We start from the raw sequence: 20,441 nt of genomic DNA on the forward strand, positions 1-20,441 counted from the left end.
ACCTCGACCCGTCCGATCGGTTATCCGATCGGTTGCACGATGGCAGTTCCAGGTCGCGGGATGAGGCCGCTTGGGCTAGAGCGATCTCCATGTCAATACGCCGTCTCCCCGAGCATCTCGTCAACCGTATCGCGGCGGGCGAAGTGGTGGAACGCCCTGCTTCCGCGTTGAAAGAACTGGTCGAGAACGCGATCGACGCCGGGGCCAGCCGGATCGCCGTGAAAATCGCCGGTGGCGGCATCGATCTGATCGAGGTGAGCGACGACGGGTGCGGCATGACCCCTCCCGAAATGGCACTTTCGCTCGAACGCCATGCCACATCGAAGCTGCCCGACGACCGGATCGAGGCGGTGACGACGCTGGGATTCCGGGGCGAGGCGCTGCCCTCGATCGCCAGCGTGGCGCGACTCGCGATCGAGAGCCGGCCGGCGGGCGCGGAAGGTTGGTTGCGCACGGTGGACAATGGCGAGGTGGTCGAGGACCGGCCCGCCGCCGTGCCGCCGGGCACGCGCATCCGCGTCGAGGGGCTGTTCGCGCGGGTGCCGGCGCGGCGCAAGTTCCTGCGATCGGCGCGCGCCGAATTTGGCGCCTGCGTCGATCAGGTGAAACGCCTCGCCATGGCGCGCAGTGACATCGCCTTCTCGCTCGATCATGACGGGCGGCGGGTGTTGAGCGTGCAGGGGGCTGAGTCGCGGCCCGAGCGGGTCGCGGGCCTGATCGACCGGGCGCTGGCCGCCAATTCAGTCGGGCTGGACTGGGCGCGCGAGGGGATGCGGCTGGGCGGGGTCGCCGGGCTGCCGACGTTCCACCGGGGGGTGGCCGATCACCAGTATCTGTTCGTCAACGGCCGGCCGGTGCGCGACCGGTTGCTGTCGGGAGCGGTGCGCGGCGCCTATGCCGAGATGCTGGCGCGCGATCGTCATGCGGTGGTGGCGCTGTTCCTCGACGTCGATCCCGATCTGATCGACGTGAACGTCCATCCGGCCAAGACCGAGGTGCGGTTTCGCGATCCCGCCGCCGCGCGTGGGCTGATCGTCGGGGGCCTGCGCCGCGCGCTCGACGAGGCAGGGTTCCGCGCAGCGCAGCGGCCGGCCGACGTGGCGATGACGGCATGGACCAGAGAGCAGATCGTCGCGCCCGCGCCGCTGCCGCCGCTGGCCGAGGCCGCGCCATCGCCGGGCTTCGCGTTTCACGAACGCCGCGCGACGTTCTTCGCGCCGCCACCACAGGCACGCGCCGAGCCGGCGGTCGAACCGGTGCCGGCCTCCACCCAATTCCCGCTGGGCGCGGCGCGCGGACAGGTCGCGCGGACCTATATCGTCGCCGAAGCCGAGGACGGGCTGGTGCTGGTCGACCAGCATGCCGCGCACGAACGGTTGGTGCTGGAACGGATGCGCAAGGGGCTGGCGACCGGCGGGGTCAAGACCCAGGCGCTGCTGATCCCCGAAGTGGTCGAGCTGGACGAGGTGGCGTGCGACGCGCTGGAAGAACGTGGGGCCGAGCTGGCCGAGTTCGGGCTGGAGCTGGAACGGTTCGGGCCGCGCGCGATGCTGGTACGCGCCACGCCGGCGGTGCTGGGGCAGGGCGATGTCGTCGGCCTCGTCACCGATCTGGCCGACGAGATCCGCGCGCACGATGCCGCGCTGTCGCTCAGGGAACGGATCGATCACGTCGCGGCGACGATGGCCTGCCACGGATCGGTTCGTGCCGGGCGGGTGTTGTCGGTGGCGGAGATGAACGCACTGCTGCGCGAAATGGAAGTGACCCCGCATTCCGGCCAGTGCAACCACGGCCGCCCGACGTGGATCAAGCTGGCGCATGGCGACATTGAACGGCTGTTCGGCCGGAAATAGGAAGTCAGGACCATGAAGTTTATCACGCCGATCGGCCAGTTTCTGAATTTCCACTATTCGTAGTAAACATTGTGTTTAATGCAATCGCCGGAACGGTCAGCCGTGATGTAAGGATTTTGAAATGAGCATCAATTTTCTGCTTGTTCATCCCGCCATGCGTTTGGCCCGGATCATATCCGGCGTTGGGCTTGTTTTTTATTTCATTTATCTCATCTGGTCCGGGCAAAGCGCCGGCTATTGGACCTCGTCCGTCATGCTTTTGCTGACACTATGGAGCGTCGCGGCGGATCGAGCGAAGATCGCGATGGCTCGCGACAACACAGGGGCAGGATCATGAAGTTCACCGACATCGCAGGCCCGAACGCGACCGACGCGATGCGAGTGCTGGGCCGCCCGACCGACCGGATTGAGGGGCCGCTTAAGGTATCGGGCCGGGCGACCTATGCCGCAGAGTTCGACGTGCCGGGGCAGTTGTTCGGCGTGATCGTCGGCGCGACGATCGCGCGCGGGCGGATCGTGGCGATCGATGCGTCGGCCGCGCTGGCGGCACCGGGGGTGCGCCATGTCGTGACCCATGAGAATGCGGGCGAGCTGGCGCTGGGCGACGATCACAAGGCGCCGATGCTGGCCGGGCCGCAGGTCGACCAGTTCGGGCAGGCAGTGGCGCTGGTCGTCGCCGACGGGTTCGAGGTGGCGCGGGCGGCGGCGCGGCTGGTGCGGGTCGACTATGCGGCGGACGAGGGCAGCTTCGATCTGGCGCAGGCGCGCGACGATGCCGCCAAGCCGCATTCGGCGAAACGGCACGGTGATTTCGACACCGCCTTTGCAGAGGCCGAGGTGCGCGTCGATGCGACCTACACCACCCCCGATCATGCCCATGCGATGATGGAGCCGCATGCCTCGATCGCCGCGTGGGAGGGCGACACGCTGACGCTGTGGACCGCGAACCAGATGGTTGACTGGGCCGCGCGCGACATGGCGAAGGTGCTCGGCATCCCCAGAGACAAGGTGCGGATCGTCGCGCATCATGTCGGCGGCGGCTTCGGCGGTAAACTGTGGGTGCGCGCCGATGCGGTGCTGGCGGCGGTCGCGGCGAGGGCGGTCGGGCGGCCGGTCAAGGTAGTGCTGGCGCGCCCGCAGGTGTTCAACAACACGACGCATCGATCGGCGACGATCCAGCGTATCCGGCTGGGCGCGACACACGAGGGGCGGTTGACCGCGATCGGCCATGATAGCTGGTCGGGCGACCTGCCCGGCGGCAGCCCCGAAGGGGCGGGCGCACAGACCCGGCAGTTGTATGCCGCGCCGAACCGGCTGGTGGTCGAGCGGCTGGCCGAACTGCATCTGCCCGAGAGCAACGCGATGCGTGCGCCGGGCGAGGCAGTGGGGATGATGGCGCTGGAAGCGGCGATGGACGAGCTGGCCGAAACGCTGGGTGTCGATCCGGTCGAGCTGCGCATTCTGAACGATACGCAGGTCGACCCCGAAAAGCCCGAACGGCGGTTTTCGCACCGCGACCTGATCGGGTGCCTGCGCGAAGGCGCGGCACGGTTCGGCTGGGAGCGGCGGGTGGCCGAGCCGGGGCGGGTGCGTGATGGCCGCTGGCGGATCGGCATGGGGATGGCGGCGGCGTATCGCGGCAACATCGTGCTGAAATCGGCGGCGCGGGTCGGGGTGGCGGCGGACGGGTGCGTCACCGTCACCACCGACATGACCGACATCGGCACCGGCAGCTACACCATCCTCGCGCAGACCGCCGCCGAGATGCTCGGCGTCGAGCTGGATCAGGTGACGGTACGGCTGGGGGAGTCGGGCTTTCCGGTGTCGGCCGGGTCGGGCGGGCAGTTCGGCGCGAACAGCTCGACCGCCGGGGTCTATGCCGCCTGCGTGGGGCTACGCGACCGGATCGCCGAGGCGGTCGGCTTCGATGCCGCCACCGCGCGCTTTGCCGAGGGGCGGGTGTGGTCGGGCAACCGGTCGGCGTCGCTCGGCGAAGCGGCGGGGGCCGAGGGGATCGAGGTCGAGGACCGGATCGAGTTCGGCGACCTGACCAAGAAATTCGTGCAGGCGACGTTCGGTGCGCATTTCGTCGAGGTCGGCGTCGACGACGAAACGTGCGAAATCCGCGTGCGGCGGATGACCGGCGTGTTCGCCGCCGGGCGCATCCTGAACCCCAAGGCGGCACGCAGCCAGATACTGGGGGCGATGACGATGGGCGTCGGCGCGGCGCTGACCGAGGAGCTGGTGGTCGACGCGCGGCTGGGTGGGTTCATCAACCACGACATGGCCGAATATCATGTGCCGACCCATGCCGATATTCCGTATCAGGAGGTCGTGTTTCTGGATGAGGAGGACCCGTATTCGTCGCCGATGAAGGCGAAGGGGGTCGGGGAACTCGGCATCTGTGGCGTCGGCGCGGCGGTGGCCAATGCGGTGTACAATGCCACCGGGGTGCGGGTGCGCGAGTATCCGATCACGCTGGACAAGGTGTTGGCGGGTTTGGACCGGTAAACCCATTCGTCACTCCCGCGCAGACGGGAGTCCATAGGCGCTGACGGTACGGGAGGGTCGCGACCGCTGGCGGCAATGGATTCCCGCTTTCGCGGGAATGACGCTTGGTGGTGGTGGCGCTACCGGGCCACGTTCGTCATCCCGGCGAAGGCCGGGATCCATGGACAGGCAACGTCGCGGCTCCTGCGAGAACGCCCGTATCCATGGATCTCGGCCTTCGCCGGCATGACGAGGGTAAGCGTTACGCCGCGACCCGGCGGCGCTCCGCCATTTCGGTGTTGAGCATCTCCGCCAGCAGGAACGCCAGTTCGAGGCTCTGCCCGGCGTTGAGGCGTGGGTCGCAGTGGGTGTGGTAGCGGTCGGCCAGCGCCTGCTCCGTCACCGCGATCGCGCCGCCGGTGCATTCGGTGACGTTCTGCCCGGTCATCTCGGCATGGATGCCGCCGGCATGGCTGCCCTCGGCCCGGTGGACGGCGAAGAAGCCGCGGACTTCCGCCAGGATGCGCTCGAACGGCCGCGTCTTGTAGCCGGTCGTCGCCTTGATCGTGTTGCCGTGCATTGGGTCGCACGACCACACCACCGGATGGCCTTCGCGCTGGACCGCGCGGATGAGTTTCGGCAGGCCGCTCTCGATCTTGTCGTGGCCATAGCGGGTGATGAGCGTCATCCGCCCCGGCACACGCTTGGGGTTCAGCGTGTCGAGCATGCGCAGCAGCGCGTCGGGTTCGAGGCTCGGCCCGCATTTGATGCCGATCGGGTTGCCGATGCCGCGCAGGAACTCGACATGCGCCGATCCGTCGAAGCGGGTGCGGTCGCCGATCCACAGGAAATGCGCCGAGGTGTCGTACCAGTCGCCGGTCAGCGAATCCTGCCGGGTCAGCGCCTGTTCGTAGGGCAGCAGCAGCGCTTCGTGGCTGGTGTAGAAGCTGGTCGCCTTCAACTGCGGCACGCTGTCGGCGTCGATGCCGCAGGCCGCCATGAAGTCGAGCGCCTCGCCGATGCGGTCGGCGACGGCGGCGTATTTCTTGGCCCACGGGCTGCGGCCCATGAAGTCGTGGGTCCAGCGATGCACCTGATGCAGATTGGCATAGCCGCCAGTCGCGAACGCGCGCAGCAGGTTGAGCGTCGCCGCCGCCTGCGAATAGCTGCGGATCATGCGCTGCGGATCGGGGATGCGGCCTTCGGGAGTAAAGGCGATGTCGTTGATGTTGTCGCCGCGATAGCTTGGCAGTTCGACGCCGTCGATCACCTCGGTATCGGCCGAGCGCGGCTTGGCGAACTGCCCCGCCATCCGCCCGACCTTCACCGTCGGCAGCTTGGAGGCGAAGGTCAATACCACCGCCATCTGGAGGATGACGCGGAAGGTGTCGCGGATGTTGTTCGGATGGAATTCGGCGAAGCTTTCAGCGCAGTCGCCGCCCTGCAGCAGAAACGCCTTCCCCTGCGCTACCTGCGCCAGTTCGGCGGTCAGGTTGCGCGCTTCGCCGGCGAACACCAGCGGGGGATAGGACGCCAGTGCCTGGGTGGTGGCGTCCAATGCCGCGCGGTCGGGATAGGTGGGCATCTGGCGCGCTTGCGCGTTGGTCCAGCTATCGGGTGCCCAATTGGCCATGACGAAATCCATGCTACGAAAACGGGTAATTCCCATGCGCGAAACGGCCGCCACGCGCAATGAAGGAAAGCTTTGCCCGCCGGTCGCGCGGATCGATCAACCGTAGCGTTCGGTAAACTCTTCCTGATCCATCACCAGATAGCGGACGAAATCGACCAGTGCCCAGATGCTGGTGACGGCGAGGCCGAACACGGTGCAGGTCAGCACCAGCATGGCCACCGCCGACGCGGTGCGCCGCAGATAGAAGCGATGGATGCCGAAAATGCCGAGGAAAAAGGCGAGCAGCGCGGCGGCCAGCTTGTCCTTGCGTCCCCGCCGGCGCTGGCGCGGCGCTTCGACCGGGCGCGGTACGACCGTGCCGGGGACGTGATAGATGCGCAGCGCGCGGCCGTTCGAACTCTCGAAGTCCACATGCGCGCCGACCGCCGGGCCGATGCGGTCGCTCCAGTCGTCGGGTTCGAACCAGTAGCGCTGGCCATCGTCGCCGGCGATCCGCCCCTCGCGTCCGTCCCGATCGACGCCCAGTACCTGTCCCCGCATATCGTCCCCCGATGATTCGTGGGCGGATATGACGGGGAAGGGGTGGAGCGTGCAAGGGGTTAGCGTTGCTTGCCTGCCCCTCCCTGGAAGGGAGGGGTTGGGGTGGGCCGGCCCGCGGAGAAGGTTGCGCGTACCTCGGGCCTACCCACCCCCAGCCCCTCCCTTGTCAGGGAGGGGGGCGAGTTACGGCAACGTCGGCTGCCAGTCCCATGCCAAGGAATCGCCGTCCATCACCTCGATCCCTGCCGCCGTCAGTTCGTCGCGGATCGCATCGCTCGCCGCGAAATCCTTGGCGGCGCGGGCCTCACGCCTCGCGGCGAGACGAACCTCGACCGTGTCGGCATCGATCGTCGCGCCGGCCGGGCGCAGGCGCAGTTCGGCGCGGTCGAGCGACCCCAGCCGCAGCCCGAGCACTGCGTCGAAATCAGCGAGCGCCGCGATCCGGTCGGCGGGCGACAGTTTCTTGTCGGCGAGCATCTCGTCGAGCACCGGCAGTGCGCGCGGCGTGCCCAGATCGTCGGACACCGCCATGTCGAGCCGTTCGCGATAGGCGGCGGCCTTGCCCGCATCACCCTCGCCCGAGGCGCGCGTCTTCAGCGCGGCGACGGTCATCACCAGCCGCTTCAACCGGGTCAGCGCCGCCAGCAGATTGTCGGACGAAAATTCCAGTTCGGAGCGATACTGCGCCGACAGGCACATCAGCCGATAGGCGAGCGGATGCACCCCGGCGTCGATCAGCGTCCGAAGCGTGGTGAAGCCACCCTTCGACTTCGACATCTTGCCCGACCGGTCGACGAGGAAGTTGTTGTGCAGCCAGAAGGCCGCGCCGCTGTCGCCGCAGCCGCACCATGCCTGGTTCTGCGCGATTTCGTTGGGGTGATGCACCTCGCGGTGGTCGATGCCGCCGGTGTGGATGTCGAACGGGGCGCCCAGATATTTGAGGCTCATCACCGAGCATTCGAGATGCCAGCCCGGCGCGCCCTTGCCCCAGGGCGAGTCCCATTCCATCTGGCGGCTCTCACCGACCGGGGTCTTGCGCCAGATCGCGAAGTCCTGCGGATGGCGCTTGCCCGCCACCGGATCGATCCGGCCCTCGGCGGCATCGTCCTGCCCGCCGGCCAGCGCGCCATAGTCGGGCACGGTCGCGCTGTCGAAATACAGGCCGCTGTCGAGTTCGTAGCAATGACCGGGCGCGATCTTTTCGGCGAAGGCGATCATCTCGGCAATGTGGTCGGTCGCGACCGACCAGCGGGTCGGATCGTCGATGTTGAGGTCGCGCAGGTTGGTCTTGAACGCCTGCGTATAATGGGCGGCGATCTCCCAGATGCTCTGCGCGCGCGCCTTCGCGGCGGCCTCCATCTTGTCGTCGCCGGCATCGGCGTCGGAGGTCAGATGGCCGACGTCGGTGATGTTGATGACGTGCGTCAGGGCATAGCCCTTCCAGCGCAGCACGCGGCTGAGCGTATCGGTGAACACATAGGCGCGCAGATTGCCGATGTGCGCATAATTGTAGACCGTTGGCCCGCACGAATACATGCGCACCCCCCGGGCGGGATCGAGCGGCTGGAACGGCTGAAGCGTGCGCGTCAGCGAATTGTGGAGCGAAAGCAGGGCACCGTACATGGCGGAGGCGTGTAGCGCGCCGCGTCCCGTCTGCAAATCGCTACCGTTCGGCGGGTAAATCGGCCGCGTGGCGGAACGCCCGCCGATGCGGACGGTTGGTCCCATCGTGATCGAAAAATGATTACCGATCAATAGTTTGATCCACATCAACCACCGGATGCCCTGTATCCGGCCAGCGGGAGCGCATGGCCATGGTCGAACCCGATTATCCCGGCGACATCGTTCACGACGATGCGCCCGCCTTTACTGCCAAGGACAAGGCGGAACGCAGCGAAGCGGCCCCGCACGGCGAATCGTCGGTGTCGGGCGTCGCGGTGACGATCAATCGTCCGGCACGCGAGCTTTATGCCTATTGGCGCGACTTCGCGAACCTCGCGACCTTCATGCTGAACATCGAAGCGATCGACGTGATCGACCGGGAGCGGTCGCACTGGGTCGTGAAGGGACCCAACGGTCCGTATGAATGGGATGCAGTCGTCACCGAGGATGTCGAGGGCGAGCGGATCGGCTGGAAGGCCGAAAACGCCGATGTGGCCAACAGCGGGCGGGTGTCGTTCACCGAGGCTGCGCCCGGACGCGGCACGGTGGTGACGGCGGTCATCGCCTATGACCCGCCGGGCGGCATCGTCGGCAAGCTGGTCGCCAAGGTGACGCAGCAGGAACCGGCGATCCAAGCGCGTCGCGACCTGCGCCGTTTCAAGCAACTGATGGAGACGGGCGAGATCGCGACGACGACTCCCCCCAACCGCAAACCCAAATCGTAAAGGAGCGGCCGCCATGCGCGCACTTACCTGGCACGGCAAGCACGACGTCCGCGTCGACAACGTTCCCGATCCCGAGATCATCAATCCGCGCGACGCGATCATCAAGATCACCTCGACCGCGATCTGCGGGTCGGACTTGCATCTGTACGACGGCTATATCCCGACGATGCAGGCGGGTGACATTCTCGGCCATGAATTCATGGGCGAGGTGGTCGAGACGGGTTCCAGGTCCACGCTGAGGAAGGGGCAGCGCGTCGTCGTGCCCTTCGTCATCGCCTGCGGAAGCTGCTACCATTGTTCCAAGCAGCAATATTCGGGCTGCGACAACGGCAACCCGGCCGACAATCAGGATATTGCGCAGGAACTGTGGGGGCAGGTCGCCCCCGGCCTGTTCGGCTACAGCCACATGACCGGCGGCTATCCCGGCGGGCAGGCGGAATATGTCCGCGTGCCGTTCAGCGATGTCGGGCCGATCGTAATCCCCGACGGGATCGACGACGACAAGGTGCTGTTCCTGTCCGACATCCTCCCCACCGGATGGATGGCGGCCGAGAATGCCGACATCGAGGACGGCGATATTGTCGCGATATGGGGCTGTGGTCCGGTCGGGCTGTTCGCGATCCAGTCGGCGTTGCTGATGGGCGCGCACCGCGTGATCGCGATCGATCATTTCCCGCACCGGCTGACGCTGGCCAAGGGACTGGGGGCAGAAGTCCTCAATTTCGAGGAAACCGACATCTACGACGCGCTGATGACGATGACCGGCGGGATCGGACCCGATGCGGTGATCGACAGCGTCGGGTTGGAGAGTCACGGGTTGTTCGTGGACAATATCGTCGATCAGATCAAGGCGTCGACCTTCCTTGGCACCGATCGGCCGCATGCGCTTCGGCAGGCGATCGTCGCGTGTCGCAAGGGGGGCCGCGTTTCGGTGCCCGGCGTCTATGGCGGGATGATCGACAAATTCCCGTTCGGCGCGCTGATGGAAAAGGGGCTGACGCTCAAGACCGGGCAGACGCATGTCCAGCGCTATCTGCCCGGCTTGTTGGCGGCGATCATGGAGGACAAGATCGACACGACCTTCCTTATTTCCGACCGGATGGCGCTGGAGGATGCGCCCGAGGGTTACCGGAAATTCCACGACGAACAGAATGTCTGCACCAAGGTCGTGCTGAAGCCCGATTGGGCAAAAGCGGCGACCGGTTGATCGACGGTTCCGCCCGGCGGCGGGGGACGCTACCCCCGCCGCGCCTTCACGAACGCATCGACGTTGCGTGCCAGCACCGTCATCGGCACACCGCCGCCCTGCACGACCGCGTCGTTGAACGCCTTGAAGTCATAGCGCGGCCCCAGTGCCCGCTCGGCAACCCCGCGCAGGCGGACGATTTCGGAATGGCCGACCTTGTAGCCGCACGCCTGCCCCGGCCACGAGCAATAGCGATCGACCTCGCCCGATACCTCGTCGACGCTCGATCCGTTGGTGGTGGCGAACCAGTCGATCGCTTGGGCCCGCGTCCAGCGCTTGGCGTGGAGGCCGGTGTCGACGACCATCCGGCAGGCGCGGAACGCTAGTGACTGGAGATAGCCGAGCCGTCCGACGGGATCGCCGTCATATACGCCCAATTCGTCGCCCAGTTGTTCGGCATACAGCGCCCAGCCTTCGGAAAAGGCGTTGAACTGGAGCAGCGAGCGGACCAGCGGCAGGCGGAAGGTATATTCGCCCTGCCACACATGGCCGGGGATCGCTTCGTGATACACCAAGGTCGGCAGCGAATAGCGCGTCCAGATGCCGGTGGTGCGCAGGTTGATCCATATGCGCCCGGGCGTCTTGCCGTCGATCGATCCCGCCCCGCCATAGGCGCCGGGTGCGCCGGCTTCCTCGACCGCCGGGATGCGCTTCACCTCGACATTGCCCGGCGCCAGCGTGTTGAACGCGCGCGGCATTCGGCCGCGAATATCGCTCAGGCGGTTCTGGACCAGCGCCATGATCTGCGCGCGGCCGGGATCGCCTTCGGGAAAGACGAAGCGCGGGTCCTTGCCGAGCGCGGTCATCCGCTCGCCGACCGATCCTTGCGTATAGCCGAGCTTGCGCAGGATCGAGTCCATCTGCCCCTGCAACCGCGCCAGTTCGTCGCGGCCCTGCGCATGGACCTTGTCCGGGGTCATCGTCGTGGTGGTCGAGGCGCGCAGGGCCCATGCGTACCAGCGATCACCCTGCGGCCGCGCCCACATGCCCGCATCCGACGTGGCCTTCGCCCGATCGGCGCGGACCGCCGCGATCTGTCGGTCGAGCGCGGGGCCGACCTTGTCGCGGGCGATCGCGGTGGCGCGGGCGGCCCAGTCGCCCGGAATGTCCTTTGTCCGGCGCGCCAGCGAGGTCACGATGTCCCACCCCGCCGGATCGCCGCTACGCGACTTGCCAAGTTGCACCAGCGTCTTGTCGAGCAGGAAGTCAGGCGCGACCACCCCCATCGCCGAGGCGGCGCGCATCCGTTCGGTTTCGCCGTCCAGTTGCGTGGCATAGCTGTCGAGCCGGGCGAGATAGGCGTCGGCATCGGCGCGGGTCGCGATAGTATGATCGCTGTCGAGGAAGCGCGGTACGTCGAGATAGGCGCCGACGTTCTGGATCACGACATACGGCGTGTTGCGCCAGCCGCCGACCGCGACGTCGCCATAGGGCAGCGCGAAGCCGTCTAGCGCGGTTTCGAACGCGGTGCGCACCACGTCGACGTCGGTGCGGGTGGCGGGCGACAGTTTCGTCGTGTCGATCGCCTTGAGCGTCGCGACATGCTGGCGCAGATGGTCGGCGACCTTGCGCTGCCCCGCCGCCGATCGGTCGCCGAGCTGCGACTTGAGTGCCGCCCGCGCGCCGGTATCGATGCCCAGCCCGGTCGCGCCCTCGGGATTGTCGGCGAGCAGCGCCTCGGCGATGCGCGACAGCGTCGCTTCGGCCGATGCGTCCGCCGCGCTTTTGGCAGGGGCCTGCGCGCGGGCGGGGAGGGCGGTGACGAGCGTCGAGGCGGCGGCACCCGCGATCCAGTCGCGGCGGGTGAGGTCCATGGGCTTTCCTTCGGACAAGATCGTTCGCGCCGATACTTGTCCGCCCGCCCGGCGACGTCAATCGGCGGCGGTGACGTTCAGCACCGATCCCGACACCCCGACGATGCGAACGCGGGTGCCGATCGCCTGATCGGCGCCGCGCGCGATCCAGTCGCTGTCGCCGACGCGCACCCGGCCGGTGCCCCCGGCGATCGGTTCGATCACCACCACCTCCTGCCCGATCAGCCGCGCAGCCCGATCGTTGAGCAACGGATCGGCGCTGTCGACCGGATAGTCGGCGTACCAGCGTCGCCCGACCAGCACCGTCACCACGCTCCACGCGCCGAACACGACCAGTTCGGCGGGCAACGTCAGCGGTGGGAACAACAGCGCGAGCAGTCCGGTGATCGCCGCCGCCAGTGCTACGAACACGAGGAACACGCCCGGCACCGCCAGTTCGGCGACGCCCAGCGCCACCGCCAGCATCAGCCAGAGATAGCCGCTGTCGATCACCGCTGGTACGGGTCCGCCGCCGCGTGTTCGGCGGTCAGCGGCACGATCGGTTTGGTCGGTGCGGGGGTCTTGATCTCGCCCAGCGCTTCCTTCGCCAGTTGGCCGATGCCGCCCAGCGTCCCGATCAACTGCGTCGCCTCGACCGGGAACAGGATCGTCTTGGCATTGGGGCTGGTAGCGAATTTGCCGACCGCCTCGACATATTTCTGCGCGATGAAATAGTTGATCGCCTGCGTGCCCCCCGCCTCGATCGCGTCGCTGACCACGCGCGTCGCCATCGCCTCGGCCTCGGCGGCGCGTTCGCGCGCTTCGGAATCGCGGAACGCCGATTCGCGCCGGCCCTCGGCTTCGAGGATGCGCGCCTGTTTCTGTCCTTCGGCGCGCAGGATCTCCGACGCGCGGGTGCCTTCGGCTTCGAGGATGTTGGCGCGCTTCTCGCGCTCGGCCTTCATCTGGCGGCCCATCGCGTTGACGATGTCGGCGGGCGGGCGGATGTCCTTGATCTCGACGCGGGTGATCTTCACCCCCCATGGATTGGTCGCATGGTCGACGACGCCCAGCAGCCGCGCGTTGATCTCGTCGCGCTTCGACAGCGTCTCGTCGAGGTCCATCGACCCCATGACGGTGCGCAGGTTGGTGGTCGTGATCTGCTGGAGCGCGATATACAGGTCGGACACCTCATAGGCCGCCTTGGCGGGATCGAGCACTTGGAAGAACACGACGCCGTCGGTAGACACCATCGCATTGTCGCGGGTGATGATCTCCTGCCCCGGAATGTCGATGACCTGTTCCATCATGTTGATCTTGTGACCGACGCGGTAGAAGAAGGCGGGGTAGAAATTGAACCCCGGCCGGGCGACGGCGGTGAAGCGGCCGAAATGTTCGATGGTATATTGATAGCCCTGCGTGACGATCTTCACGCTGGCGAACAGATAGAGCAGCACCAGCAGCACCAGCCCTGCGATCACGCCCAGTATCATCGCGTCTCTCCCTGCTTGCCTGCAACCGCCATACCCTAGCATAGCGGCGCGATGGACCAAGCCCGAACCCTGCCGCCGCGATCGTTGCTGTTCGTTCCCGCGTCGCGCCCGCGCATGATCGCCAAGGCGGCGAGCCTCGCTGCGGACTGGATCATCCTCGATCTGGAGGATGCGGTACGCGAGGACGAGAAGGATGGCGCGCGCGCCGGCCTTGCCGAAGCATTGGCGACGCTGGGCGACCGGCCGGTCGGGGTGCGGATCAACCCGCTCGACGGCGTGCATGCCGCCGCCGACCTCGCGGTACTGGCGACGATCGATCCGGCGCTGGTTGTGGTGCCCAAGGTGGAGGATGCCGCCGGCCTCGCGCCGCTTGGGGGCCGGGCTTTGCTGCCGATGATCGAGACGCCGAAGGGGGTGCTCTCTGCCGCATCGATCGCCGCCACGCCGGGCGTCGTCGGGCTGATGGTCGGCACCAACGATCTGGCGGCGACGCTGCGCCTGCCGCCGCACGCGCCGCGATCGTCGCTCGCCCATGCGTTGCAGGCGGTGGTGCTGGCGGCGCGGGCGGCGGGCGGCTGGGCGATCGACGGGGTGTTCAACGCGCTCGCCGACGCGCACGGCCTCGCCGCCGAATGCGCCGAGGGGCGGCTGCTCGGCTTCGATGGCAAGTCGCTGATCCATCCCGATCAGGTCGCGCCCGCCAACGCCGCCTTCGCGCCGTCCGACACCGAACTGGCCGACGCGCACGCGCTGATCGCGGCGGCCAGCGGCGGGGCGGAGCGGTTCCGTGACCGGATGGTCGAGGATCTGCATGTCGAAACTGCCCGGGCGTTGATCGCCCGTTCGCGACGATAACTGCGCGTTGACGCTTGCCCGTCACGTTTCGGATCGATAGTGGGGCGCATGTCGCTCCGCCCGATCCTCGGACTCGCCGCTGGCCTGCTCGCCGCGACGTCCGCCTTCGCCCAAACGATCACCCCGCAGATGCTGCGCGACCATGTCGCGGTGCTCGCCAGCGATGCGTATGAAGGGCGCGAGCCGGGCACGCCTGGCGGTGATCGGGCCGAAGCCTATGTGTTGCAGGCGTTCGCCGCCGCCGGATTGCAGCCCGGCGCGCCCGATGGCCGCTGGCGGCAGGAAGTGGCGATGACCGACGTTCGCGCCGCGACGATCGCCGGCACGGTGACGCGCAGCGGTAAGCCGGTGGCGCTCGGGGCGAACCAGATCGCGGGACTTGGCCTTGCTCCCACGACCAGCATCACCCGCGCGCCGCTGGTGTTCGTCGGACGCGGCGCGCCCGATCAGATGGCGGGCACCGACCTGACCGGTGCGGTCGCGGTAGTGATCGGCGGCACCGCGCCCGATGCGCCGCCGGTGCCCAACGCCGATCGCAATGCGGCATTGCAGGCGGCGGGCGCGCTCGGCGTGCTGCTGATCGCCTCGGCGCAGGCGCCATGGGCAGACGTTGCGCATTCCTTTTCGGAACTGACGATCGCCGGTCCGGTCAGGCGGCCCGGCTTCACCGGCGTCGTGTCGCCCGATGCGGCGCAGCTTTTGCTGGGCCGGAGCGCCGCAGACCTGCGCACGGCGGCGATTGTCCCGACCTTCCGCCCGGTCCGCTCCGACGCGACGATCGATATTGCCGCGACCGGCACCGCGCGCCGCTATACCACCGCCAATATCGTCGGCATGCTTCCGGGCACCCAGCGTCCGAACGAGGCGGTGCTGCTGTCGGCGCACTGGGACCATATCGGCATCTGCGCCCCCGAAGGTGCGGCCGACCGCATCTGCAACGGTGCCGCCGACAACGCCAGCGGCACCGCGATCCTGATCGAAGTGGCCAAGGTGCTGGCCAAACAGCCGCGTAGCCCCCGCAGCGTCTATTTCGTCGCGACGACGGCGGAGGAAAAGGGCCTGATCGGCGCGGACGCCTATGCCGCCGCGATCGCCGACACGCCGCTCAAGGTTGTCGTGAACCTCAACATCGATACCTCGGCGATCGTGCCCGTCGGCATGCCGATGGCGATGGTCGGGCGCGGCAACCACCCCGCGATCGACGCCATCGTCGACCAGACCGCCCGCGCGATCGGCCGCAAGGTCGATACCGACATCGAAGCGAACATCATGGTCCAGCGGCAGGACGGCTGGGCGTTCGGCCAGCGTGGCATCCCCGCCGTCATGGCGACCGGATCGGTCAGCGACATGAAGCGGCTATTCGCCTATCTCGACGGGCCGTATCACAAGCCGACCGACGACATGGCGCATATCGACCTGACCGGCGCGGCCGAGGATGCCGATTTGCACGTCGCGCTCGCCCGCGCGCTGGCTGATCCCGCGCGCTACCCGACCCCCGCCGCCCCCGCCCAACCGACGAAGTAAAGAAGCGACCCCCATGGACATCACCCTCGGCCTCACCTTCGACGACGTACTGCTGGTTCCGCAGGAATCGGACGTGCTCCCCAGCCAGGCCGATCCGCGCACCCGCGTCGCGCGCGATCTGACGCTCAACATTCCGTTCCTCTCGTCGGCGATGGACACCGTGACCGAGGCGGACATGGCGATCGTCATGGCGCAACTGGGCGGCATCGGCGTGCTTCACCGCAACCTGACGATCGAGGAACAGACGGCGGCGGTGCGCGCGGTCAAGCGGTTCGAGAGCGGCATGGTCGTCAACCCGATCACCATCGCCGCCGATGCGCCGCTGTCTGCCGCGCGCGCGCTGATGCAGCGCCACCGGATCAGCGGCATTCCGGTGGTCGAAGGGTCGGGCAAGCTGGTCGGCATCCTGACCAACCGCGACGTGCGCTTCGCCGAGAACCCGGACCAGCCGGTCGCCGAACTGATGACGCACGAGAATCTGTCGACGGTCCGTGTCGGCGTTTCGCAGGAAGAGGCGCGCCGCCAGCTTCACCAGCGCCGGATCGAAAAGCTGCTGGTCGTCGACGACAAGTATCATTGCGTCGGTCTCATCACCGTCAAGGACATCGAAAAGGCCGTCACCTATCCCAACGCGACCAAGGACGGCACCGGCCGCCTGCGCGTCGCCGCCGCCACGACCGTCGGCGACAAGGGCTATGAGCGGACCGAGGCGCTGATCGACGCCGAATGCGACCTGATCGTCATCGACACCGCGCACGGCCACAACCGGCAGGTCGCCGAGGCGGTGCGCCGGGTGAAGGCGATCGCGCCGCACGTTCAGGTGATCGCCGGCAACGTGGCAACCGGCGAGGCGACCCGCGCGCTGATCGATGCGGGGGCGGACGGCATCAAGGTCGGCATCGGGCCGGGATCGATCTGCACCACCCGGGTCGTGGCGGGCGTCGGCGTGCCGCAGTTGACCGCGGTGATGGACGCGGCGAAGGCGGCGGCCGGCACCGGCGTGCCGGTGATCGCCGACGGCGGCATCCGCACGTCGGGCGACGTCGCCAAGGCGCTGGCCGCCGGCGCGTCGGCGGTGATGATCGGATCGCTGCTGGCCGGCACCGAGGAAGCACCCGGCGAGACGTTCCTGTACCAAGGCCGCGCCTACAAGAGCTATCGCGGCATGGGATCGGTCGGGGCGATGGCCAAGGGCTCGGCCGACCGCTATTTCCAGCAGGACATCAAGGACCAGTTGAAGCTGGTGCCCGAAGGGATCGAGGGGCAAGTGGCGTTCAAGGGCCCGGCCAAGGACGTCATCCACCAGTTGGTCGGCGGCGTGAAGGCGGCGATGGGCTATACCGGATCGAATACCATCACCGATCTTCAGGACCGGGCGCGTTTCGTCCGCATCACCAATGCGGGCTTGCGCGAGAGCCATGTCCATGACGTGACGATCACCCGTGAGGCACCCAATTATCCGACGCGGTAAGCAGGCGAAGCGCGGCCGTCCGACTGGATTGATGTAGGTTATGTTGGTAGCGTCGCGCATGATTTTTCAGGATAACTGCGCATGACCCCGGCGGCCCGGACCCAGGCGGCGATCGATCTGGTCGATGCGATTCTCGATGCGGCGCGCGCTGGCGGCGCGGCGGGCGATCAGGTGGCGAAGCGTTTCTTCGCCGCGCGGCGCTATGCCGGCTCCAAGGACCGGCGGGCGATCCGCACGCTCGCCTATGATGCGGTGCGCCGCTTTGGCGAACCGCCGGTGAGCGCGCGTTCGGCGATCCTCGCGATGGCCGATGCCGATCCGCTGCTGGCGGCGACCTTCGACGGCGCACCTTATGGCCCGGCACCGATCGAGCCCGGCGAACCCCGCGCGGAGGCAGGGCCGGCGCCGCGCTGGCTGGTCGAGGCGTTCGCCGCCGCCGGTTTGGGCGACACCGAACTCGTCGCGTTGCTCGACCGCGCCCCGCTCGACATTCGCGTCAACCGGCTGACCGCCGATCGCGATACGGTGCTGGCCGAGATCGGTGGCGAGCCCGCCGCCGACCTGCCCGACGCCATTCGCTTGCCCGCGGATGCCGCGATCGATCAGAACGGCGTGCTGAACGACGGTCGCGGCGAGGTGCAGGACATCGGCAGCCAGATCGTGTCGCTCGCCACCTGTGCCGAACCGGGCGGCTTCGCGATCGACCTGTGCGCGGGTGGCGGCGGCAAGACGCTGGCGATCGCCGCGCAGATGAACGGGCAGGGGCGTATCCTCGCCACCGATACCGATCGTCCGCGCCTGTCACGCCTTGCCCCCCGCGCCGCGCGTGCCGGGGTGACGATCGCCGAACCCCGGCTGATCGATCCGGGCAAGGAAATCGCGATGCTCGCCGATGTCGCCGGACAGGCCGACTGGGTGATGGTCGACGCGCCCTGTTCGGGCACCGGCACATGGCGGCGTAACCCCGAGGCGCGCTGGCGGCTGACCCCCGACCGGCTGGCGCGGGTGGTGGCCACGCAGGCGCGGCTGCTCGACGTGGCGGCGGACCTGACCGCGCCGGCGGGCACGATCACCTATGTCGTCTGCTCGCTGCTTGACGACGAAGGCGCGGGGCAGGTCACAGCGTTCCTCGATCGCCGGCCCGACTGGCGCGCGCTGCCGCTTGCATTGCCGCGCGGGCGCGTCCACGGTCCGGGCATGCGCCTGACCCCCGCCCATGACTCCACCGACGGTTTCTTCGTCGCGCGACTGGGCCGGGCCTGACGCGCAGGGCACGGGACAACCGGAGATGTTGATGCGGATTACCTCGGTCTCGGTGGCAGCGGCGCTTGCCCTTGTCTGTGCCTCCACGTCCTTGAGCGGCCAGCGCCCCGATGCGCAGATCGACCCGCGCTCGATGGCATTGCTGCAACAGGGGCGCGCGGCGCAGGCCGCTGGCGACACGAGTGGTGCGACCGGGCTGATCGAAAGCGCGCTGGTGATCGATCCGCGCAACCGGCAGGCGTTCGTGGCGCTGGCCGACATCGCCCGCGCGCAGGGGCTGCCCGGTAAATCGATCCGCCTGTACCGCGAGGCGCTGACGCTCGAACCCAATGACGTCGCCGCGCTGAAGGGCGAGGGCGAGGCACTGGTGCAAAAGGGTGCCGTGACCAAGGCGCGCGAGACGCTGGCGAAGCTGCGCACGGTATGTGGTGCGACCTGCCCGGCGGCGGGCGAACTGGCGGCGGTGATCGCCAAGGGTCCGCCGGTGACGGCCACCGCGCAGCAGACGCCGCCGGTGGTGCCGGGCACGGCGGGCGCGACGCAGCAGTAACGGGGGAAGCGAGATGATGCGGACGTTGATCCTGGGAACAGCCGCGTTGATCGCCGTTCCCGCACTGGCGCAGACCGAGGCGGAGCGCGCACCGAACATTCAGGTGCAGGGCAGCGCGACTGTCGAGACGAGGCCCGATCGCGCGCGGATGGCCTATTCGGTGCGCGGCGAGGGCAAAACCGCTGACGATGCCAGTCGCGCGCTGGCCACGACCCAGCGCGCGATCCGCGACGGCCTGGGCGGATTGCTCGGCCGCGATACGGAAATGACTACGGGCGACGTGGCGATCGGCGAGGTTCGCGGACCGCAATGCGACACCAATCCTTATGGTCGACCGCGATTGAGCGAGGGCGACTGCGCGGTCGTCGGCTATATTGCTACAATCAGCGGCATGGTGCGGACCGGTGCGATCGACCGGATCGGTACGGCGATCGGTCTTGCCGGACGGCTCGGCGCACGTGACGCGCGACTGCAGAATTTTGAGCTGGCCGATGTGGCGGCGGCGAAGCGTCGGGCGACGGCGGCGGCGATCGTCGATGCCCGCAACCGGGCCGAAACGCTGGCGACCGGGGCCGGAGTCCGGCTGGGCGATTTGCTGGCACTTACCGATCAGACCGGCATCAACGATGTGGTCGTGCAGTCGCTGGGCGTGAGCCGCAGCGCCGGTCCGCCTGCGCCTCCGGCACCCCCACCTCCGATCCCGATCGACGTGAAGCCGAAACCGATCGAAACCCGCGCCACGGTCTACGCCCGCTTCGCGATCGCGCGGTAGGGGCCGCCTGAGGCCCCAGCCTTCGCCGGGGCGACGCTTCGGTTCGGATGAAGCAAACGTCACGCGGTAATCGGCCGGCACCCGCAACCGGGCACCGGCCGGGCAGGATCAGCCGACGATTTCTTCGGGCTTGAAGAAGAAGTCGATCTCGATCTTGGCATTCTCTTCCGAATCCGAACCGTGGACCGAATTGGCTTCGATCGATTCGGCCAGTTCCTTGCGGATCGTGCCGGCATCGGCGTTCGCCGGGTTCGTCGCGCCCATGATGTCGCGGTTCGCCTGCACGGCGTTCTCGCCTTCCAGCACCTGCACGACGACCGGACCGGAGATCATGAACGACACCAGGTCGTTGAAGAACGGACGCTCGCGGTGGACGCCGTAGAAGCCCTCGGCCTGCTCGCGGGTCATCTGGATGCGCTTGGAGGCGACGACGCGCAGACCGGCTTCCTCCAGCATCTTGGTGACCGCGCCGGTCAGGTTGCGGCGGGTGGCATCGGGCTTGATGATCGAGAAGGTACGGGTGGCGGCCATGGTGGTCGCGGCTCCTGCGTTATGGTGTTTTGGTCGCGGC

General features: G+C 67.9%; 18 protein-coding genes. 11 read left to right on the forward strand and 7 right to left on the reverse strand.

From position 1 onward, the window contains the following. The first annotated feature begins 89 nt into the window (after positions 1 to 89). From mutL to paoC, 3 genes are all read left to right on the forward strand, one after another. Positions 90 to 1,853, forward strand: coding sequence for a DNA mismatch repair endonuclease MutL (gene mutL, locus LRA89_RS09150; protein ID WP_230769901.1), 1,764 nt, complete (start codon positions 90 to 92; stop codon positions 1,851 to 1,853). 121 nt (positions 1,854 to 1,974) lie between these two features. After that, the gene (locus tag LRA89_RS09155; protein ID WP_230769902.1) at positions 1,975 to 2,190 is read left to right on the forward strand and encodes a hypothetical protein; all 216 of its coding nucleotides are present in this window, start codon (positions 1,975 to 1,977) and stop codon (positions 2,188 to 2,190) included. Further along, positions 2,187 to 4,364, forward strand: coding sequence for an aldehyde oxidoreductase molybdenum-binding subunit PaoC (paoC, locus tag LRA89_RS09160; RefSeq protein WP_230769903.1), 2,178 nt, complete (start codon positions 2,187 to 2,189; stop codon positions 4,362 to 4,364). Before LRA89_RS09155 ends, paoC begins: the two co-directional genes overlap by 4 nt. 241 nt (positions 4,365 to 4,605) lie before the next feature. On the opposite strand, the gene LRA89_RS09165 is transcribed toward paoC, so the two are convergent. From LRA89_RS09165 to cysS, 3 genes are all read right to left on the reverse strand, one after another. After that, a complete protein-coding gene (locus LRA89_RS09165) occupies positions 4,606 to 5,976 on the reverse strand; it encodes a class II 3-deoxy-7-phosphoheptulonate synthase (RefSeq protein WP_414887844.1) in 1,371 nt (456 codons plus the stop codon). Between the two features lie 96 nt (positions 5,977 to 6,072). Next, the gene (locus LRA89_RS09170; protein WP_230769904.1) at positions 6,073 to 6,516 is read right to left on the reverse strand and encodes a TM2 domain-containing protein; all 444 of its coding nucleotides are present in this window, start codon (positions 6,514 to 6,516) and stop codon (positions 6,073 to 6,075) included. Between the two features lie 183 nt (positions 6,517 to 6,699). Continuing rightward, positions 6,700 to 8,139, reverse strand: a complete 1,440-nt coding sequence (gene cysS, locus LRA89_RS09175; protein WP_230770012.1) for a cysteine--tRNA ligase — start codon at positions 8,137 to 8,139, stop codon at positions 6,700 to 6,702. Positions 8,140 to 8,324: 185 nt separating this feature from the next. On the opposite strand from cysS, the gene LRA89_RS09180 reads away from it, so the two are divergent. Both LRA89_RS09180 and LRA89_RS09185 read left to right on the forward strand, forming a co-directional pair. Further along, positions 8,325 to 8,903: an SRPBCC family protein gene (locus LRA89_RS09180; protein WP_230769905.1), complete on the forward strand. Its 579-nt coding sequence runs from the start codon at positions 8,325 to 8,327 to the stop codon at positions 8,901 to 8,903. 13 nt (positions 8,904 to 8,916) lie between these two features. After that, positions 8,917 to 10,110, forward strand: a complete 1,194-nt coding sequence (locus tag LRA89_RS09185) for a zinc-dependent alcohol dehydrogenase (protein ID WP_230769906.1) — start codon at positions 8,917 to 8,919, stop codon at positions 10,108 to 10,110. Between the two features lie 29 nt (positions 10,111 to 10,139). On the opposite strand, the gene LRA89_RS09190 is transcribed toward LRA89_RS09185, so the two are convergent. The 3 genes from LRA89_RS09190 to LRA89_RS09200 are packed head-to-tail and all read right to left on the reverse strand — an operon-like array spanning position 10,140 to position 13,435. Next, positions 10,140 to 11,963 carry a DUF885 domain-containing protein gene (locus tag LRA89_RS09190; RefSeq protein ID WP_230769907.1) on the reverse strand — a complete coding sequence of 608 codons (1,824 nt, stop codon included), beginning with the start codon at positions 11,961 to 11,963 and terminating at the stop codon, positions 10,140 to 10,142. 57 nt (positions 11,964 to 12,020) lie between these two features. Continuing rightward, on the reverse strand, positions 12,021 to 12,455 hold the full coding sequence (locus LRA89_RS09195; RefSeq protein ID WP_443024954.1) for an NfeD family protein: 435 nt from the start codon (positions 12,453 to 12,455) through the stop codon (positions 12,021 to 12,023). Beyond that, on the reverse strand, positions 12,452 to 13,435 hold the full coding sequence (locus tag LRA89_RS09200; RefSeq protein ID WP_230769908.1) for an SPFH domain-containing protein: 984 nt from the start codon (positions 13,433 to 13,435) through the stop codon (positions 12,452 to 12,454). Before LRA89_RS09200 ends, LRA89_RS09195 begins: the two co-directional genes overlap by 4 nt. 51 nt (positions 13,436 to 13,486) lie before the next feature. Between LRA89_RS09200 and LRA89_RS09205 the strand changes: the two genes are divergently transcribed. The 6 genes from LRA89_RS09205 (at position 13,487) to LRA89_RS09230 (ending at position 19,870) form a co-directional block, all read left to right on the forward strand. Continuing rightward, the gene (locus LRA89_RS09205) at positions 13,487 to 14,290 is read left to right on the forward strand and encodes an HpcH/HpaI aldolase/citrate lyase family protein (protein ID WP_230769909.1); all 804 of its coding nucleotides are present in this window, start codon (positions 13,487 to 13,489) and stop codon (positions 14,288 to 14,290) included. Between the two features lie 48 nt (positions 14,291 to 14,338). Continuing rightward, entirely contained in the window at positions 14,339 to 15,814 is a 1,476-nt protein-coding gene (locus LRA89_RS09210) for a M20/M25/M40 family metallo-hydrolase (protein ID WP_230769910.1), read from the forward strand. 13 nt (positions 15,815 to 15,827) lie between these two features. Continuing rightward, positions 15,828 to 17,285, forward strand: a complete 1,458-nt coding sequence (guaB, locus tag LRA89_RS09215) for an IMP dehydrogenase (RefSeq protein ID WP_230769911.1) — start codon at positions 15,828 to 15,830, stop codon at positions 17,283 to 17,285. 81 nt (positions 17,286 to 17,366) lie between these two features. Continuing rightward, a complete protein-coding gene (locus tag LRA89_RS09220) occupies positions 17,367 to 18,548 on the forward strand; it encodes an RsmB/NOP family class I SAM-dependent RNA methyltransferase (protein ID WP_230769912.1) in 1,182 nt (393 codons plus the stop codon). A 31-nt stretch (positions 18,549 to 18,579) separates the two neighbouring features. Continuing rightward, entirely contained in the window at positions 18,580 to 19,098 is a 519-nt protein-coding gene (locus LRA89_RS09225) for a tetratricopeptide repeat protein (protein WP_230769913.1), read from the forward strand. Positions 19,099 to 19,114: 16 nt separating this feature from the next. Continuing rightward, positions 19,115 to 19,870, forward strand: a complete 756-nt coding sequence (locus LRA89_RS09230) for an SIMPL domain-containing protein (protein WP_162236470.1) — start codon at positions 19,115 to 19,117, stop codon at positions 19,868 to 19,870. 108 nt (positions 19,871 to 19,978) lie between these two features. On the opposite strand, the gene ndk is transcribed toward LRA89_RS09230, so the two are convergent. After that, complete coding sequence (gene ndk / locus LRA89_RS09235; RefSeq protein ID WP_055756278.1) at positions 19,979 to 20,401, reverse strand: nucleoside-diphosphate kinase; 423 nt, start codon at positions 20,399 to 20,401, stop codon at positions 19,979 to 19,981. Positions 20,402 to 20,441: the final 40 nt, after the last annotated feature.

The organism is Sphingomonas sp. Leaf4 (assembly GCF_920939515.1).
Taxonomy (GTDB): Bacteria; Pseudomonadota; Alphaproteobacteria; order Sphingomonadales; family Sphingomonadaceae; genus Sphingomonas.

Coding starts and splice junctions, on each gene's coding strand:
- mutL (WP_230769901.1), top strand. CDS start 90: ATGTCAATACGCCGTCTCCCCGAGCATCTCGTCAACCGTATCGCGGCG.
- LRA89_RS09155 (WP_230769902.1), top strand. CDS start 1,975: ATGAGCATCAATTTTCTGCTTGTTCATCCCGCCATGCGTTTGGCCCGG.
- paoC (WP_230769903.1), top strand. CDS start 2,187: ATGAAGTTCACCGACATCGCAGGCCCGAACGCGACCGACGCGATGCGA.
- LRA89_RS09165 (WP_414887844.1), bottom strand. CDS start 5,976: ATGGCCAATTGGGCACCCGATAGCTGGACCAACGCGCAAGCGCGCCAG.
- LRA89_RS09170 (WP_230769904.1), bottom strand. CDS start 6,516: ATGCGGGGACAGGTACTGGGCGTCGATCGGGACGGACGCGAGGGGCGG.
- cysS (WP_230770012.1), bottom strand. CDS start 8,139: ATGTACGGTGCCCTGCTTTCGCTCCACAATTCGCTGACGCGCACGCTT.
- LRA89_RS09180 (WP_230769905.1), top strand. CDS start 8,325: ATGGCCATGGTCGAACCCGATTATCCCGGCGACATCGTTCACGACGAT.
- LRA89_RS09185 (WP_230769906.1), top strand. CDS start 8,917: ATGCGCGCACTTACCTGGCACGGCAAGCACGACGTCCGCGTCGACAAC.
- LRA89_RS09190 (WP_230769907.1), bottom strand. CDS start 11,963: ATGGACCTCACCCGCCGCGACTGGATCGCGGGTGCCGCCGCCTCGACG.
- LRA89_RS09200 (WP_230769908.1), bottom strand. CDS start 13,435: ATGATACTGGGCGTGATCGCAGGGCTGGTGCTGCTGGTGCTGCTCTAT.
- LRA89_RS09205 (WP_230769909.1), top strand. CDS start 13,487: ATGGACCAAGCCCGAACCCTGCCGCCGCGATCGTTGCTGTTCGTTCCC.
- LRA89_RS09210 (WP_230769910.1), top strand. CDS start 14,339: ATGTCGCTCCGCCCGATCCTCGGACTCGCCGCTGGCCTGCTCGCCGCG.
- guaB (WP_230769911.1), top strand. CDS start 15,828: ATGGACATCACCCTCGGCCTCACCTTCGACGACGTACTGCTGGTTCCG.
- LRA89_RS09220 (WP_230769912.1), top strand. CDS start 17,367: ATGACCCCGGCGGCCCGGACCCAGGCGGCGATCGATCTGGTCGATGCG.
- LRA89_RS09225 (WP_230769913.1), top strand. CDS start 18,580: ATGCGGATTACCTCGGTCTCGGTGGCAGCGGCGCTTGCCCTTGTCTGT.
- LRA89_RS09230 (WP_162236470.1), top strand. CDS start 19,115: ATGCGGACGTTGATCCTGGGAACAGCCGCGTTGATCGCCGTTCCCGCA.
- ndk (WP_055756278.1), bottom strand. CDS start 20,401: ATGGCCGCCACCCGTACCTTCTCGATCATCAAGCCCGATGCCACCCGC.